The 15,017-nt window shown below is 71.9% G+C and carries 17 protein-coding genes; 16 read left to right on the top strand and 1 reads right to left on the bottom strand.

Annotation, left to right across the window (positions count from 1 at the left end):
* The first annotated feature begins 338 nt into the window (after window positions 1–338).
* From ACWCSD_RS31685 to hypE, 16 genes are all read left to right on the top strand, one after another.
* On the top strand, window positions 339–1,673 hold the full coding sequence (locus tag ACWCSD_RS31685; protein WP_449920316.1) for a DJ-1/PfpI family protein: 1,335 nt from the start codon (window positions 339–341) through the stop codon (window positions 1,671–1,673).
* A gap of 155 nt (window positions 1,674–1,828) precedes the next feature.
* Complete coding sequence (locus tag ACWCSD_RS31680) at window positions 1,829–2,350, top strand: hypothetical protein (RefSeq protein WP_449920314.1); 522 nt, start codon at window positions 1,829–1,831, stop codon at window positions 2,348–2,350.
* 246 nt (window positions 2,351–2,596) lie between these two features.
* Window positions 2,597–3,400, top strand: coding sequence for an alpha/beta fold hydrolase (locus ACWCSD_RS31675; RefSeq protein ID WP_397159204.1), 804 nt, complete (start codon window positions 2,597–2,599; stop codon window positions 3,398–3,400).
* A complete protein-coding gene (locus ACWCSD_RS31670) occupies window positions 3,400–4,182 on the top strand; it encodes a MerR family transcriptional regulator (RefSeq protein WP_397159202.1) in 783 nt (260 codons plus the stop codon). Before ACWCSD_RS31675 ends, ACWCSD_RS31670 begins: the two co-directional genes overlap by 1 nt.
* Before the next feature lie 246 nt (window positions 4,183–4,428).
* Window positions 4,429–5,733, top strand: a complete 1,305-nt coding sequence (locus ACWCSD_RS31665) for a hypothetical protein (RefSeq protein ID WP_449920309.1) — start codon at window positions 4,429–4,431, stop codon at window positions 5,731–5,733.
* Window positions 5,730–6,242: a hydrogenase maturation protease gene (locus ACWCSD_RS31660; protein WP_397159198.1), complete on the top strand. Its 513-nt coding sequence runs from the start codon at window positions 5,730–5,732 to the stop codon at window positions 6,240–6,242. The genes ACWCSD_RS31665 and ACWCSD_RS31660 overlap by 4 nt, the downstream gene beginning before the upstream one ends.
* Window positions 6,235–6,588, top strand: coding sequence for a hydrogenase maturation nickel metallochaperone HypA (locus tag ACWCSD_RS31655; RefSeq protein WP_397169351.1), 354 nt, complete (start codon window positions 6,235–6,237; stop codon window positions 6,586–6,588). Before ACWCSD_RS31660 ends, ACWCSD_RS31655 begins: the two co-directional genes overlap by 8 nt.
* A gap of 56 nt (window positions 6,589–6,644) precedes the next feature.
* Window positions 6,645–7,685, top strand: a complete 1,041-nt coding sequence (locus ACWCSD_RS31650) for an NADH-quinone oxidoreductase subunit B family protein (RefSeq protein ID WP_358295853.1) — start codon at window positions 6,645–6,647, stop codon at window positions 7,683–7,685.
* Window positions 7,686–7,718: 33 nt separating this feature from the next.
* Window positions 7,719–9,515, top strand: a complete 1,797-nt coding sequence (locus tag ACWCSD_RS31645; protein ID WP_397159194.1) for a nickel-dependent hydrogenase large subunit — start codon at window positions 7,719–7,721, stop codon at window positions 9,513–9,515.
* The gene (locus ACWCSD_RS31640; protein WP_397159192.1) at window positions 9,508–10,044 is read left to right on the top strand and encodes a NifU family protein; all 537 of its coding nucleotides are present in this window, start codon (window positions 9,508–9,510) and stop codon (window positions 10,042–10,044) included. The genes ACWCSD_RS31645 and ACWCSD_RS31640 overlap by 8 nt, the downstream gene beginning before the upstream one ends.
* Window positions 10,041–10,634 carry a DUF5947 family protein gene (locus tag ACWCSD_RS31635; protein ID WP_397159190.1) on the top strand — a complete coding sequence of 198 codons (594 nt, stop codon included), beginning with the start codon at window positions 10,041–10,043 and terminating at the stop codon, window positions 10,632–10,634. The genes ACWCSD_RS31640 and ACWCSD_RS31635 overlap by 4 nt, the downstream gene beginning before the upstream one ends.
* A gap of 10 nt (window positions 10,635–10,644) precedes the next feature.
* Entirely contained in the window at window positions 10,645–10,854 is a 210-nt protein-coding gene (locus tag ACWCSD_RS31630) for a hypothetical protein (protein ID WP_397169357.1), read from the top strand.
* Window positions 10,855–10,870: 16 nt separating this feature from the next.
* The gene (locus ACWCSD_RS31625) at window positions 10,871–10,984 is read left to right on the top strand and encodes a DUF6893 family small protein (protein WP_397044786.1); all 114 of its coding nucleotides are present in this window, start codon (window positions 10,871–10,873) and stop codon (window positions 10,982–10,984) included.
* Between the two features lie 10 nt (window positions 10,985–10,994).
* Complete coding sequence (locus tag ACWCSD_RS31620; RefSeq protein ID WP_397159182.1) at window positions 10,995–11,264, top strand: HypC/HybG/HupF family hydrogenase formation chaperone; 270 nt, start codon at window positions 10,995–10,997, stop codon at window positions 11,262–11,264.
* Window positions 11,265–11,275: 11 nt separating this feature from the next.
* Window positions 11,276–12,403 (top strand): hydrogenase formation protein HypD, encoded by a 1,128-nt coding sequence (gene hypD / locus ACWCSD_RS31615; protein ID WP_397159181.1) that lies wholly within the window; start codon window positions 11,276–11,278, stop codon window positions 12,401–12,403.
* Window positions 12,400–13,539 (top strand): hydrogenase expression/formation protein HypE, encoded by a 1,140-nt coding sequence (hypE, locus tag ACWCSD_RS31610; RefSeq protein WP_449920300.1) that lies wholly within the window; start codon window positions 12,400–12,402, stop codon window positions 13,537–13,539. The genes hypD and hypE overlap by 4 nt, the downstream gene beginning before the upstream one ends.
* Before the next feature lie 89 nt (window positions 13,540–13,628).
* Here hypE and ACWCSD_RS31605 read toward each other — a convergent pair.
* Window positions 13,629–15,017 (bottom strand): Kae1-like domain-containing protein (locus ACWCSD_RS31605; protein WP_449920297.1); only part of this gene is annotated, 1,389 nt, incomplete at its 5' end.

Here is a 15,017-nt window from a genome sequence, read left to right as displayed (position 1 = left end):
CGCCTGGAACGGGCCCGTGCCCTGCTGACGGACACCGACCTGACGGTGGAGACGATCGCCGCCCGTTGCGGCTTCCGTGACGCACGGCAGTAGCGCCGTCTGGTCACCGCGAGCTTCGGCATTTCGCCGTCCCGACTCCGCACGCAGTTGCGCCCCGCCGGCTGAAACGCCCGCCGGGAACGGCTCCTGACGCCTTCCCTCGGCCACTTCCTTTCTTGTTCTCCCCATGGGGGCGGTTGCGTGTGCCGCACCGCCATTGATCGACCGCTTTATGGAGGTATGTCGTGTCAAGATTGAACAGGGGGCGCTGGGTGGTCCGCCGTGCGGGCTGGGTGCTCATGGGCACGGCGCTGTCGGCGGCGTCGTTCGCCGGGATCGCCTTCGCGGGGGTGAGCATGTCGATGGCGGACAGTTTCGCCCCCGCACCGACCGCATCGGACGCGCGTGCGTGGCCGACCGCGCCGGCCGTGCCGACCGGCCGGATCACGGTGGCCGTGGTGGTCAGCAACGAGGGGTCTGTGGCCACCGACGTGATGGCGCCGTACCGGGTGTTCGCCGAGTCGGAGAAGTTCTTCGTCTACACCGTGGCAGCCGAGCGCCGCGCCTCCCCGCTGTCCGGCGGAGCCCATCTCCTGCCCGACCACACGTTGGCCGAGGTGGGACGGGGAGTGATCCCTGAGCCCGATGTGGTGGTCGTGCCCGCGGTGACCGAACCGGCCGGCGCCAAGGAGGCGCGGCTGCGGGAGTGGATCGTGGAGCGGCACCGCAAGGGCGCGCGTGTTCTGGGAGTATGCGCGGGCTCGGAGCTGCTGGCGGCCTCCGGCCTGCTGGACGGCCGGGACGCGACCTCCTTCTGGTCCAACATCGGCTCCTTGCAGCGCGATTACCCCCGGGTGCACTGGAAGCGCGGCCAGAGGTATGTGGAGGACGGCCGGGTCACCACCACCGCCGGCGTCACCTCCGGTACGGTCGGAGCCCTACGCGTCGTGGAGGAACTGGCAGGCAACGGCGAAGCCGCCCGAATCGGGAATGGCCTGTCGTATCCGGGCTGGACTCTGGACGGGCCGACCTCGATCCCGGCCAACCAACTGACACTCGGCGACCTGCCGTACGCGCTGAACGCCGCGTTCCCCTGGCGGCGCTCCACGGTGGGGATCGGCCTGGTCGACGGCGTCGATGAGATCGACGCCGCAGCCGCCTTCGAAGCGTACGGCGGGGTGTCCTTCAGCGCACGTACGGTGGTCCTGGGCAGCCGTGGCACAGTCACCACTCGTCACGGCCTCGTCCTGATCGCCCAGCCGACAGGTTCCAGCTCCCACGGAGTGGACCGCTTCGTGGTGCCGGGTGTCGCGGATGTGTCGGCCGTCGACACGTCGCTGCGCACCTGGGCGCACCGCAACAAGCTGGCCGTCGAACTGCCCGGCGGGGGACGGCATGCCGGTGAGTTCGGCTTTGATCCGGTCCTGCGTGATCTCGCCCGCCACAGCGACCGCTCCACGGCCCGGGTCACGGCGAAGTTCACGGAGTACCCCTCCGCCCACCTGACGCTCACCGGGGCGGCCTGGCCCTGGCGGTCGACCTTGCTGGCCGTCGCGGCGGCCGCGGTCAGCGTCGGTGCGGGGTTCCTTCCGACGGCGATCCGGCGGGCTGTGCGGCGCCTGCGGGCGGCATGACAGCGCGTCGCACCCCGCGGGGTGGTCTCCCAGCCCACAGCCCCTTACCGGCCCGAACCCGACACCATTGATCACAACTCCGGACAGGCCCAGTGCGGCGGTCAGACGGCTTGCACCGGGACCCCGATTCCCGTCTTTGGAGGGATCATGGACGCGTGAGGGCGGAGATGCTCGCGAATCTGTCGGCGGCCGATCCGGGTACGCGGGCCGAGGCGCTGCGGTGGTTCGCGGCGCACGGGGACTCCGGCGACGCGGCGGTCGTGGCACCTCTCGTGCGGGATCCGGGCGAGTTCGATGATCGGGATCATGACGATCCACCCGAGTCGGCGCGAACGCCCGTCCGGATGGTCGCCCTCGAAGTGCTCGCCCGGCTGCGGGGGCCGGGGATGTTCACCGGGGTGTTCGACGACGCGCTTCAGGACGGTGATCTCCGGGTTCGGGTGCGGGCCGCGCTGGGCGCTTCGGCCGGGGCGCTGCTGGCGCGGCTCGCCGTTGAGGGCGATCGGGGGGTGCGGTACCGGATCGCGGTCGGGCTGCTCACCGGTGACGTCGGCCGCGACCAGGCGGTTGTGGCCCTCGAACGGCTGCGCGGCGGCGACGATCCGGCAGCGGTCGCCGCCGCCTCCGTCCTCGGCGCGGTGGCGCGCCTCTCCCACCGGCGGCGGGACGAGGGGTAGCGATGCCGCCGCTCCGATGATCGGGGACGATACGCCCACAGCGACCGGGCAGGACCGTGTTCTTTCGGGTCAGCCGGATGCGGCCCGTTTCTGCCGCATTCCGGCGGCACCCCAGAAGATCTTGGCCGGTAGCCGGGGCCGATGAGCGGCGTGGTGGTGAAGGAGACCCGCGACGACTGTGACAGGCCGGAGTTCACGGAAACGCGACTTGACCTTGACCCTAGGGTCAAGGGTGACGCTGGTGGCATGACGAACTCGAACGCTGCCCACCTGGGGTGGAAGGGCCTGTTGCCGGTGGAGGACACCGCACTGGCCGTGACCGACACCGGCGGGTCAGGCATCCCCGTGGTCTACCTGAACGGTTCCTACGCGAGCCAGCGGCACTGGCGGCCCGTCATCAACGCCCTGGGGCCGGGGTGGCGGCACATCACCTACGACGAGCGGGCTCGCGGCAAGTCGAAGAAGTCGGCGGACTACTCCTTCGAGGCCTGCGTCCGGGATCTCGACGCCGTCCTCAAAGCCAGGCGGGTGGAGCGGCCGCTCTTGGTGGGCTGGTCCTACGGCGCCTTGCTCGGGGTCCACTGGGCCGCCCGGCATCCGGGCCGCGTCGCCGGCGTGGTCGGGGTCGACGGCCCCTTTCCGTCCGGGTGGACCGACGAGGCCGGCCACGAACGCATCCGGCGGCTGTTCCACAAGGCCCGATGGGCGTTGCCGATGGCGCGCCTCATCGGCAACGCCGCGCGGATGAGTGCCGCACAGCATGCCGAGATCAACATCGAGGCCCACATCCTGCACGCCGCCCTCGAACCGGTCCTCGACAGCCTGACGGTCCCGGTCCGGTATGTGGTCGGCTCGGGGGAGGCCCTGGGAAGCAGGAATGACGAGCAGGAGCAGATGCGCACTACTCTCAACCCTGTGCTCGCCCGCAACCCGAACCTCACGATAGGCGCGAAGGTCGCCGGCAACCACGGCACGATCGTGCGCAAGGATTTCCGCGCCATCGCCGAGGCCACCCGCGAGCTCGCCGCCCTCACCCGCGAAAGTCGCTGATGACCATGACCGGCGGCGTCACGATCGGCCAGGCGGCGGCCTTCGCCGGCGTCACGATCAAGACCGTCCGCCACTACCACCGGCTCGGCCTGGTCGACGAACCGCGCCGGGACGCTTCCGGCTATCGCCGCTACGGGTCGTCCGACCTGTTGCGGCTGGTCCAGGCCCGGACACTGGCCGAGTCCGGCGTACCGCTGTCCGAGATCGCCGCCCTGCTCGATGCCGATCCGGAGCGGTTCGCCGTCCGCCTGGCCGAGGTCAAACGGCGGCTGACCGAGCGGATCGAGGAGCTGGTCGCGCGCGGCGACTCGCTGGACCGGCTCGCCAACAGCGACCGGGCCCTGTTGCCCGACCGGGCCTGCGCGCTGCTGGAGCGGGCCGCCGACCTCGGCTTCACCCCGGATGAGGTGGCGGCCTACCGCGAGGGCATGGTGCTGGCCAGGGCTGCCCTGGTCCCCGACGGCTTCGACGACTATCTCACCAAGGCCGAGCACGTCCTCGACGACACTCGGTTCGTCGCCTTGAACAAGGAATGCTGGGCCGCCAAGGACCTGGCGCCCGACGACCCCCGCATCGAGGAACTCGCGACCGCCGTGGCCGACCGCTTCCTCGCCAACCCCGCACTGCTCGCGATCTCAAGCGGCCTCCAGGCCCGCATTGACGTCACCCGATACGGCCTGCTCAACCATCACGGCGAAGACCAGGGGTCGGCCATGGCCCGGCTGACCACGCTGGTCGAGGCGAAACTGCGCTCCGCCGGCGTAGACATCCCCCACCAATAGACGCGGCTCACCGTCCACAGTCCCGACAAGGTGGTGGCCGAGGCGACCGTGGCGATGCGCGGGCAGCCGAAGGTGAGAGCGCCGAAGGCGGTGATGGTCGGCAGCAGGACGGTAGGCCGGTGGGGTGGGCGCTGCTTGTCGTACAGCGGGGGTGGCCATTCCGGTGCCGGTAGCGCTAGGTGAATTCGGCACACACTGTACAAGCTTACTTACCGTACGTGTGCATCTCTTGCTATACCGGACACCGTGGGTCCGGATGACACCTTCGACAGCGTCCGTGCGATCGCCGACGCGATCCTGTACGAGGGGTACCTGCTGTACCCCTACCGCCGCTCCTCCGGCAAGAACCGCGTCCGGTGGCAGTTCGGCGTGCTGCTGCCGCCCGCCTGGGCACGGGCCCGGGGGCTCACCGGCGCGGGCGTGGCGGGTTCGGCCGAATCGTGGTGCCAGCAGACGGAATGCCTGCTCGAAGCGGACGGCGAGGTCACGGTCGAGCTGCGGATCCGCTTCCTGCACCAGCAGCGGCGTCAGGTGCAGCGCCGGGGCGCCGACGGCGCCTGGCGGCCGGTCGACTCCCTGGGGGACGGGCCCACGCTGGAACTGAGCTTCGACGAGGCCGTGCCGCGCGAGTTCGACCTGCGTGCCGGCACGGCCGAACTGCTCGCGGGCGAGCGGCGGATCACCGTCGGCGTGCCGGCGGGCGAGGAGATCCGGCCGCTGGACGGCGGCCGGATCGTCGTCAGCCGGTCGGCGATCCGGGCGTCGGTCGCCGTCTCGGCCACGCGGTGCGCGACGGCGTCCCCGCTGCTGCGCCTGCGCTGCCGCGTCGAGAACGACGACCCGGCCACCCCCGCCGACGCCGCCCGCGAGGACGCGCTGCGCGCCTCGCTCCTGAGCTGCCACACTCTGCTCGCCACGCGCGGCGGCTCGTTCGTCTCCCTGCTCGACCCGCCGGAATGGGCCGCGGCGGCGGCCCGCGACTGTGTCAACACGGGCACCTTCCCCGTGCTGGCCGGTACGCCCGGCGCGCGGGACGTCGTGCTCTCCTCCCCGATCATCCTGTACGACCACCCGCGCGTGGCCCCCGAGAGCCCCGGCGACCTGCACGACGCCACGGAGATCGACGAGATCCTGTCGCTGCGCACCCTCACGCTCACCGACGCCGAGAAGCGGGAGGCCCGCGCCACCGACGCGCGGGCCGCGGAGATCATCGACCGCGTCGACTCCATGCCGCCCGCCGCGCTGTCACGGCTGCACGGCGCGGTCCGCTCCAGCCGGGCCGCGGCGGCGGTGGACGGCGTGACGGTCGCCGGGGTGGAGGTCTCGAAGGGAAGCCGGGTCAGGCTCCGGCCGCGACGGTCGGGCACCGACCCCCAGGACATGTTCCTCGACGGCAGGACCGGCCTGGTCGAGGACGTCCTCCAGGACGTGGACGACACCTGGCACCTGGCCGTCACCGTCGACGACGACCCGGGCGCCGACCTGAACCGCTGGTACGGGCGCTACCGCTACTTCACCCTCGACGAGGTCGAGCCCCTGGAGGCGGGATGAGCACCGGCGGTTCCCGCAACGTGCTCGTGGCCGGCATCGGGAACGTGTTCCTGGGCGATGACGGCTTCGGCGTCGAGGTGGTCAGGCGCCTGGACCGGGCGGAGCTGCCCGCGACGGCCGACGTCGCCGACTACGGCATCCGCGGCGTCCACCTCGCCTACGAGCTGCTGGACGGCCGCTACGACACCCTGATCCTGGTCGACGCCGTCCCGCTCGACGGCCCGCCGGGAACGCTGGCCGTCATCGAGGCCGACGACCGGCCGTCCGGGGGCGACGTGGCGATCGACGGGCACGGGCTGCATCCGGACGCCGTGCTCCGGCTGCTGAACCACCTCGGCGGCGGCGTCGAGCGGGTCGTGATCGTGGGCTGCCGGCCCGCGGTCCTGGACGAGGTGATGGAGCTGTCCGAACCGGTGGCCGCCGCCGTGGAGGGGGCCGTCCGCCTCGTCGCGGAGCTGGCCTGGCAGGAGGCGGCGGGAAAGATCGAGAAGGAGACCACCGATGCATGAACTGGGGCTGTGCGACGCGATCGTGGAGGCCGCGCTGGGACGGGCCGGTGGACGCCGGGTGAACGCGGTGCGCGTCCGCGTCGGCGGGCACCCGGTGGATCCGCGGGTCATCGACACGGGCTTCCGCCTGGCCGCCGCGGGCACGGTTGTGCAGGACGCGACCGTCGAACTCGTCACCGTGCCGTACCTGATGCGCTGCGCGGGATGCGGCGCCGAGCAGGAGGCCCGCACCGCCACGGACCTGCTCGCCTGCCGGAGCTGCGGCGGGATGGACGTGGAGAGCATCACGGACGAGAGCGTCGTGGTGGAGTCGATCACGTTCGAACCGGTTCCCGGAACCGCCTGACAGACCCGCCGGCACCGGCTGGAGAACAGGCCGCTGACGTGAAGGAGAGACGTGACATGGCCGATCAGAAGAGCGGATTCGACGAGATGCACATCCTGTGGATCTCCGAGGGCATGAGCTGCGACGGCGACACCGTCTCCGTGACGGCCGCGTCCCAGCCCGCCATCGAGGACGTCGTCACCGGCCTCGTGCCAGGGCTGCCGAAGGTGCACCTGCACAACAAGGTCCTGTCCCCGACGTTGGGCGGGGAGGACTTCCTGGCCCCCTTCCGGGCCGCGGCGCGCGGCGAGCTGGAGCCGTTCATCTTCGTCCTGGAGGGGTCCGTCCCCAACGAGAGGATCAACGGAGAGGGCTACTGGACGTCGTTCGGCAACGACCCGGACACGGGCGAGCCGATGACCCTCAACACCTGGATCGACCTGCTCGCCCCCAACGCCTGGGCGGTCGTCGCGATCGGGACCTGCGCCACCTACGGCGGCATCCACGCCATGGCGGGCAACCCGACCGGCTGCATGGGCCTGGCCGACTACCTGGGCTGGGACTTCCGGTCGGCCGGCGGGCTGCCCATCGTGAACGTGCCGGGCTGTCCGGTGCAGCCGGAGAACTTCATGGAGACCCTCACCTGGGTCCTGCAGCACGCGGCCGGTTCGGCGCCGCCGCCGCCGCTGGACGCGCTGCTGCGTCCCCAGTGGCTGTTCGGCAGGACCGTGCACGAGGGCTGCGACCGTGCCGCCTACTACGAGCAGGCCGACTTCGCCAAGGACTACAACTCGCCCAAGTGCCAGGTGAAGGTCGGCTGCTGGGGCCCGGTCGTCAACTGCAACGTGCCCAAACGCGGCTGGATGAACGGGGTGGGCGGCTGCCCGAACGTCGGCGGGATCTGCATCGGCTGCACGATGCCCGGCTTCCCCGACAAGTTCATGCCGTTCATGGACATGCCGCCGGGCAGCAGCCTGTCCTCGATGCTGATCAAGCCCTACGGGGCGTTCATCCGCCGCATGCGCGGAATCACCAACAACACCGCGAACGCCGAGCCGCGGTGGCGGCACAACCGTGACGCGCTGACCAGCGGCTTCGATCCGCGGTGGCGCCCGTAAGGGCCCGCGACGCCAGAGAGGACACATCAGCACATGGCCGTCTCCGAGCAGGAAGCGCCCGACCGGCGACCACCGGGAGAGCTCGTCGAGATGTCGTGGGATCCCATCACACGCATCATCGGCAACCTGGGCGTCTACACGAAGATCGACTTCGCCAACCGGCGGGTCGCCGAGTGCCACAGCACCTCCTCGCTGTTCCGCGGCTACTCGGTGTTCATGAAGGGCAAGGACCCCAGGGACGCGGGCTTCATCACCAGCCGGATCTGCGGCATCTGCGGCGACAACCACACCACCTGCTCGATGTACGCCCAGAACATGGCGTACGGCATCAAGACGCCGCCGATGGCCGAGTGGATCGTCAACCTCGGCGAAGCAGCCGAGTACATGTTCGACCACACGATCTTCCAGGACAACCTGGTCTTCGTGGACTTCTGCGAGGCGATGGTCAAGGAGACCAACCCGACGCTGCTGGCGCGGGCCAGGACCACCGAGGCGCCCGGGGCGGCGATCCACGGCAAGCGCACGATCGCCGACATCATGGAGGCGTTCAACCCGTTCGAGGGCGACATCTACAAGGAGGCGCTGCGCATCAGCCGCGTCACGCGGGAGATGTTCTGCCTGATGGAGGGCCGGCACGTCCACCCGTCGACGGTCTATCCGGGCGGGGTCGGCACGATGCCGGAGCCGACGTTGTTCACCGACTACCTCTCGCGCCTGCTCGGCGTGGTGGACTTCGTCAAGAAGGCCGTCGCGCTGAACAACGACGTGTTCGACTTCTTCTACGAGGCGCTGCCCGGCTACGAGGAGGTCGGCCGCCGCCGGATCCTGCTCGGCTGCTGGGGGGCCTTCCAGGACCCGGCCGTGGTCGACTACCGCTACGAGACGATGAACGACTGGGGCAAGGCCATGTTCGTCACCCCGGGCATCGTGGTGGACGGCGAGCTGGTCACCAACAACCTCGTCGACATCAACCTCGGCATCCGCATCCTGCTCGGCAGCTCGTACTACGACGACTGGACCGCCGAGGAGCCGTTCGTCACCCACGACCCGCTCGGCAACCCGATCGACATGCGGCACCCGTGGAACCAGACGACCCTGCCCGCGCCGCAGAAACGCGACTTCGAGGGCAACTACAGCTGGGTCATGAGCCCCCGGTGGCTCGACCCGCGCACCGGTGACCACCTCGCGCTCGACACCGGCGGCGGCGCCTTCGCCCGCCTGTACGTCACCGCCCTGTCGGGCATCGTGGACACCCCGTACGTGAAGGCGACGGGCTCGTCGGTGCAGATCTCGCTGCCGAAGGGCCGCGACCTGCCGGAGACGACCCTGGAGTGGCGCATCCCGCCCTGGTCCAACGCCCTGGAACGCAACCGGGCCCGGGTGTACTTCGTGGCCTACGCCGCGGCCATGGCGGTGTACTTCGTCGAGCAGGCCATGGAGCGCATGCGCGCCGGGGACACCAAGGTGTTCGCCGACTTCGCCGTGCCGGAGGAGGCCATCGGCGTCGGGTTCCACGAGGCGGTGCGCGGCGTGCTCTCCCATCACATGGTCATCCGGGACGGCAAGATCGCCAACTACCACCCGTACCCGCCCACGCCCTGGAACGGCAGCCCGCGCGACAGCTTCGGCACGCCGGGCCCGTACGAGGACGCCGTCCAGGACATGCCGATCTTCGAGGAGAACGGCCCGGACGACTTCAAGGGCGTCGACATCATGCGCGCGGTGCGCAGCTTCGACCCCTGCCTGCCCTGCGGCGTGCACATGTACGTCGGCAAGGGACGCACGGTGAAGAAGCTGCACTCGCCGATGTTCGGCGCGAGCCATGGCTGAGCCGGACCGCCTGGACGACCAGGCGGTGGCCCGCCTGCTGGAGCGGCTGGAGGAGACCCTGGGGCGGCTGGAGGGCACGCCCGGCCCGACGGCGGAGACGGCGCTCGACGCCGTCGCCATCCTCGCCGAGGTCTACGGCGAGGCTCTGGCCCGGGTCATGGACCGGGCTCCGGCCGGGTCCGCCGTCGCCGCCGCCCTGGCCGACGACGAGCTGCTCGGCCACCTGCTGGTCCTGCACGACATCCATCCCGAGCCGCTCCGGCGGCGGATCGAGCGCGCGCTCGACGGCCTGGCCGGCGCCCTGCGCGCCCAGGGGGTGGAGGCGCGGCTCGCCGACGTGACGGACGACGTCGCGCGGGTGCGGCTGACGGGCGGCTGCTCGTCCGGGTCGGAGCCGGTACGGCTGGCCGTCGAGCAGGCGGTGCGCGCCGTCGCGCCGGAGGTGGAGACGGTCGAGGTGAGCCGCGCCGCGCCGGTCGCCTTCGTCCCCGCCGAGGCGCTGCTGGTCCGGCCCGGCGGCGCCGCATGAGCACGACCGCGCACGGCCGCCTGCTCAGACGGACCGCGCGCCGCCGGGACGCGGGCGCGCGCTGCGAGCTGTGCGAGGCGCCGGTCCGGGGCGAGCACGGGCACGTCGTGGACACGCGTTCGGCGGAGGTGCTGTGCGCGTGCCGGGCGTGCGCGCTGCTGTTCGAGCCGGACGGCGACGGCCACTTCCTGCGGGTGCCCGAACGGCGGCTGCGGCTGACCGGGGTGCGGCCGGCCGACCTCGGCATCCCCGTGAGCCTGGCGTTCTTCGTCACCGCGCCCGACGGCTCGGCCACCGCGCACTACCCGAGCCCGCTGGGCGGCACCCGCAGCGACCTGGACGCCGCGGCCTGGCAGGCGGTCGCCGCCCGCGCCGAGGAGCTGGGCACCATGCGGCCGATGGTCGAGGCGCTGCTCGTCAACGGCGTACGGGGGGCCGGTGAGTGCTGGCTGGTCCCGATCGACGACTGCTACCGGCTGATGGCCCTGGTACGAGGTGAATGGACCGGTATGTCAGGCGGCGATCAGGTATGGGCAAAGATCGCGCAGTATTTCGCCCAGCTCGACGACGCAGGGCATCGCCGGGGGTAGGACCCGCACCATGGCACACATCAAGGTGGGCAAGCCCGACGTCGCACCCGACGCGACGGCGCACGTCAAGGGCGTCGAGCAGGGCAACCGGCCCGGCGCGTACGAGCGGCAGGCGGGACACCACCGGGACGGCACGGCCGACGCCCGGCGCTCGACGGGGATCAGCCCCAAGAAGCACGACCCGATCCTGCCGGTCATGCCCAACCTCCCGCCAGGCTGAGAAGGAAAGAACAGACATGCGGCGACCACGTACGACGCTGCTGGCCGGGCTGGCCGGGGCGGTGCTCCTGGGGATGTTCTGGAAGGAACTCCCGGCGCTGAGGCGCTACATCAAGATCAAGCAGATGTGATCCCGGAACGATGTGTCTTGGCATCCCCGGCGAGATCGTCGAGCTGCTGCCGGACCGGGCCGACCTGGCCACCGTCGAGGTCGCCGGCGTACGCCGCGCGATCAGCGTCGGCCTGCTGGACGGCCCGGTCCGGCCCGGTGACTGGGTCCTGGTCCACGTGGGCTTCGCGATGTCCAGGATCGACGAGAGCGAGGCCGCGGCGACGCTGGCGCTGCTGACCGGCCTCGGCCCCGCCTACACCGACGAGCTCCAGGCGCTCGCGGAATCCGACATCACGTGAAAGGCGCCGGCATGCGCTTCGTCGACGAGTACCGCGACGCCCGGACGGCACGGGCCCTGGCCGCGCGGATCGCGGAGCTGTGCGAGCCCGGCCGCCGCTACACCTTCATGGAGGTGTGCGGCGGGCACACCCACACGATCTACAAGCACGGCGTCGAGGACTACCTGCCGCCTAACGTGAACCTCGTCCACGGGCCCGGCTGTCCCGTCTGCGTGATCCCCATGGGACGCGTCGACGACGCGATCGCCATCGCCCGCGAACCGGACGTGATCATGACCTCGTTCGGCGACATGATGCGGGTGCCCGGCGGCGAGGGCTCCTTCCTGGACGCCAAGGCCGCCGGCGCGGACATCCGCATGGTGTACTCCCCGCTCGACGCGCTGCGGATCGCCCGCCAGAACCCCGCCCGCCGGGTCGTCTTCATGGCGATCGGCTTCGAGACCACCGCGCCGTCCACGGCGATGACCGTGCTGCGGGCCGCGGCCGAAGGGCTCGGCAACTTCTCCGTCTTCTGCAACCACGTCATGATCATTCCGGCGATCAAGGCGATCCTGGACTCGCCGGACCTGCGGCTCGACGGCTTCATCGGGCCGGGCCACGTCTCCACCGTGATCGGCTGCCGGCCGTACGCGTTCATCGCCGAGGAGCACGGCAAGCCGCTCGTCTGCTGCGGGTTCGAGCCGCTGGACGTGCTGCAGTCGATCCACATGCTGCTGCGGCAGCTCGCCGAGGGGCGGGCCGAGGTGGAGAACCAGTACACGCGGGTGGTGCCGTGGGAGGGCAACGGCCGGGCGCTGGAGGCGATCGGCCGGGTCATGGAGCTGCGCCCGTACTTCGAGTGGCGCGGCCTCGGCTTCATCTCCCACTCCGCGCTGCGCCTGCGCGACGCCTACGCGGCCCACGACGCCGAACGGATCTTCCAGGTGCCGGGCGTACGGGTGGCCGACCCGAAGGCGTGCCAGTGCGGCGAGGTGCTCAAGGGCGTGCTCAAGCCGTGGGAGTGCAAGGTGTTCGGAACCGCGTGCACGCCGGAGACGCCGATCGGCACCTGCATGGTGTCCTCCGAGGGCGCCTGCGCCGCGTACTACAACTTCGGCCGGTTCACCCGCACGCGGGCCAAGGAGGCGACCACGGCATGACGACCGAGCGCACCGCCGGATGGGCCGAGCGGGCCGTCCGCGAGGCGGGCGGGCCCGCCGGCCCGGCGACCCGCGAGGAAGAGGTGCTGCTGCGCATCGAGCGCGCCCGGGGACGCCGGGCCCGGGTGCGGGAGGAGCGCATCACGCTGGCCCACGGCGCGGGCGGGAGCGCCTCGCACACGCTGGTCGAGGCCGTGTTCGTGGACGCGTTCCGCAACCCGATCCTGGAGCCGCTCGGCGACGGCGCCGTGCTGGGGGTGGCGGGCGGACGGCTGGCCTTCAGCACCGACTCCTTCGTGGTCTTCCCGCTGTTCTTCCCCGGCGGCGACATCGGCGACCTCGCCGTCAACGGCACGGTCAACGACCTGGCCGTCTGCGGGGCCCGGCCCCTGTACCTGTCGGCCGGCTTCATCCTGGAGGAGGGCTTCCCGGTCGCCGACCTGCGGCGGATCGCCACCTCGATGGCCGCCGCCGCCGACCGCGCCGGCGTCCAGGTGGTCACCGGGGACACCAAGGTCGTGGAACGCGGCAAGGCGGACGGATGCTACGTCACCACCGCCGGCGTGGGCGTGCTGGAGCGGGAGACGGAGCTGACGCCGTCGGCGATCAGGCCGGGCGACGCCGTCATCGTCTCGGGGCCGATCGGCGAGCACGGCGTCACCATCATGATCTCTCGTGGGGAGCTGGACATCGAGGCCGACCTCGCCTCCGACACCGCGCCGCTCAACGGCGTCGTCGCCGCGCTGCTCGACGCCGTCCCCGGGGTGCGGGTGCTGCGGGACGCCACGCGCGGAGGGGTGGCGACGGTGCTCAACGAGCTGGCCCGCTCCTCGCGGCTCGGCATCGTGGTGGAGGAGTCGGCGGTGCCGGTCCGCCCGGTGGTGAACGGCGCCTGCGAACTGCTCGGCATCGACCCCCTGTACGTCGCCTGCGAGGGCCGGTTCGTCGCCGTGGTCGACGGCGATCAGGCCGGAAGGGCGCTGGAGGCGCTGCGCGGCCATCCTCTCGGCGCGGAGGCGGCCGTGGTCGGCCGGGTGCGTGCCGAGCCCGCGGGGCTCGTGCTGCTCGACACGGCCTTCGGCGGCACCCGGATCGTCGACATGCTCGTCGGGGACCCGCTGCCGCGCATCTGCTGAGCCGCGGCCGACCGGCGCTTCATCCGGCGCGGGTCATCCGGCGCGGGTCATCCGGCGTGGGTCATCCGGCGTGGGTCATCCGGCGTGGGTCATCCGGCGTGGTCGAGGGCGGCGGCGACGGCGGCCTGGCCCAGGCTGAGGCCGCCGTCGTTGGGCGGCACCCGCGAGTGCAGGAGCACCCGCAGGCCCGCCTCCCGCAGCCCTGCCTCCATCCGCTCCAGCAGGACGACGTTCTGGAAGACGCCGCCGGACAGTGCCACCTCGCGCAGCCCCGTCCGTTCGCTCAGCGCCAGCACCGCCCGCAGCAGGACGCGGGCCAGGCCGTTGTGGAAGCGCGCGGCCACCAGCGGCGTCCGCACGCCCGCCAGCAGGTCCTCGACCGCGCCGCGGACCAGGTCGGTCCCGGACACGACCAGCTCCGGCCCGCCGGACAGCGCCGCCGGGTAGGCGGCCCGCTCGCCAGGCTCGGCGAACTGCTCCAGTTCGATCGCCGCCTGCCCCTCGAAGAGCACCCGGTCGCGCAGCCCGGCGATCGCGGCCACCGCGTCGAACAGCCGGCCCGCGCTCGACGTGAGCGGCGCGTTCGTCCCGGTGCGGGCCAGCGCCGCCACGGCCGCCCACCGGTCCCGGTGCCGCCGGACGAAGGGCAGGTCCGGCGGCGCGTCGCCGTAGATCGCGTCGAGGTAGGACACGCCCATGCGCCACGGCTGCCGTACGGCCGCCGTCCCGCCGGGCATGGGCACCGCCTCCAGGTGCCCCGCCCGCTCGAACCCGCGCAGGTCGGCGATCAGCAGCTCGCCGCCCCACAGGGTGCCGTCGGAGCCCAGGCCCAGGCCGTCCAGGGCGACGCCGATCACTGGGCCCTCCTCGCCGTTGTCGGCCAGGCAGGAGGCGATGTGGGCGTGATGGTGCTGCACGCCGACGAGCTCGACGCCGTCGAGGCCGGACGCGTACTTGGTGGACAGGTACTCCGGGTGCAGGTCGTGGGCGACGAGCCGGGGCCGGACGCCGAACAACCGGCTCAACTGGCCGATCCCCTCCGCGTACGAGCGCAGGGTCTCGTAGCCCTCCAGGTCGCCGATGTGCTGCGACAGGACCGCGTGGCGGCCCTTGACCAGGCAGAAGGTGTTCTTCAGCTCGCCGCCGCAGGCCAGCACGTGCCGCGACGGCGGCCGTCGCAGCGTCACGGGGGCGGGCACGTACCCGCGCGAGCGGCGGACGGGCAGCTCCCGGCCGCGGAACAGGCGCACCACCGAGTCGTCGGCCCGGACGTGGATGCGCCGGTCGTGGACGAGGAAGCCGTCGGCGATGCCGGACAGCCGGTCCAGGGCGTCGTCGTCCCGGTGCGCGATGGGCTCGTCCGACCGGTTTCCGCTGGTCAGGACCGCTGGCTGGCCGAGCCGTACGGCCAGGAGATGGTGCAGCGGCGTCGCGGGCAGCATCACCCCCAGCTCCCGGTTGCCCGGCGCGACCGCCTC

It is taken from the genome of Nonomuraea sp. NPDC001684 (assembly GCF_053596515.1).
This window is presented reverse-complemented; position numbering and strand designations above follow the sequence as displayed.

Coding starts and splice junctions, on each gene's coding strand:
- hypD (WP_397159181.1), top strand. CDS start 11,276: ATGCGCTTCGTCGACGAGTACCGCGACGCCCGGACGGCACGGGCCCTG.
- ACWCSD_RS31650 (WP_358295853.1), top strand. CDS start 6,645: ATGGCCGATCAGAAGAGCGGATTCGACGAGATGCACATCCTGTGGATC.
- ACWCSD_RS31685 (WP_449920316.1), top strand. CDS start 339: ATGGGCACGGCGCTGTCGGCGGCGTCGTTCGCCGGGATCGCCTTCGCG.
- ACWCSD_RS31620 (WP_397159182.1), top strand. CDS start 10,995: ATGTGTCTTGGCATCCCCGGCGAGATCGTCGAGCTGCTGCCGGACCGG.
- hypE (WP_449920300.1), top strand. CDS start 12,400: ATGACGACCGAGCGCACCGCCGGATGGGCCGAGCGGGCCGTCCGCGAG.
- ACWCSD_RS31635 (WP_397159190.1), top strand. CDS start 10,041: ATGAGCACGACCGCGCACGGCCGCCTGCTCAGACGGACCGCGCGCCGC.
- ACWCSD_RS31660 (WP_397159198.1), top strand. CDS start 5,730: ATGAGCACCGGCGGTTCCCGCAACGTGCTCGTGGCCGGCATCGGGAAC.
- ACWCSD_RS31630 (WP_397169357.1), top strand. CDS start 10,645: ATGGCACACATCAAGGTGGGCAAGCCCGACGTCGCACCCGACGCGACG.
- ACWCSD_RS31655 (WP_397169351.1), top strand. CDS start 6,235: ATGCATGAACTGGGGCTGTGCGACGCGATCGTGGAGGCCGCGCTGGGA.
- ACWCSD_RS31640 (WP_397159192.1), top strand. CDS start 9,508: ATGGCTGAGCCGGACCGCCTGGACGACCAGGCGGTGGCCCGCCTGCTG.
- ACWCSD_RS31670 (WP_397159202.1), top strand. CDS start 3,400: ATGACCATGACCGGCGGCGTCACGATCGGCCAGGCGGCGGCCTTCGCC.
- ACWCSD_RS31625 (WP_397044786.1), top strand. CDS start 10,871: ATGCGGCGACCACGTACGACGCTGCTGGCCGGGCTGGCCGGGGCGGTG.
- ACWCSD_RS31645 (WP_397159194.1), top strand. CDS start 7,719: ATGGCCGTCTCCGAGCAGGAAGCGCCCGACCGGCGACCACCGGGAGAG.
- ACWCSD_RS31675 (WP_397159204.1), top strand. CDS start 2,597: ATGACGAACTCGAACGCTGCCCACCTGGGGTGGAAGGGCCTGTTGCCG.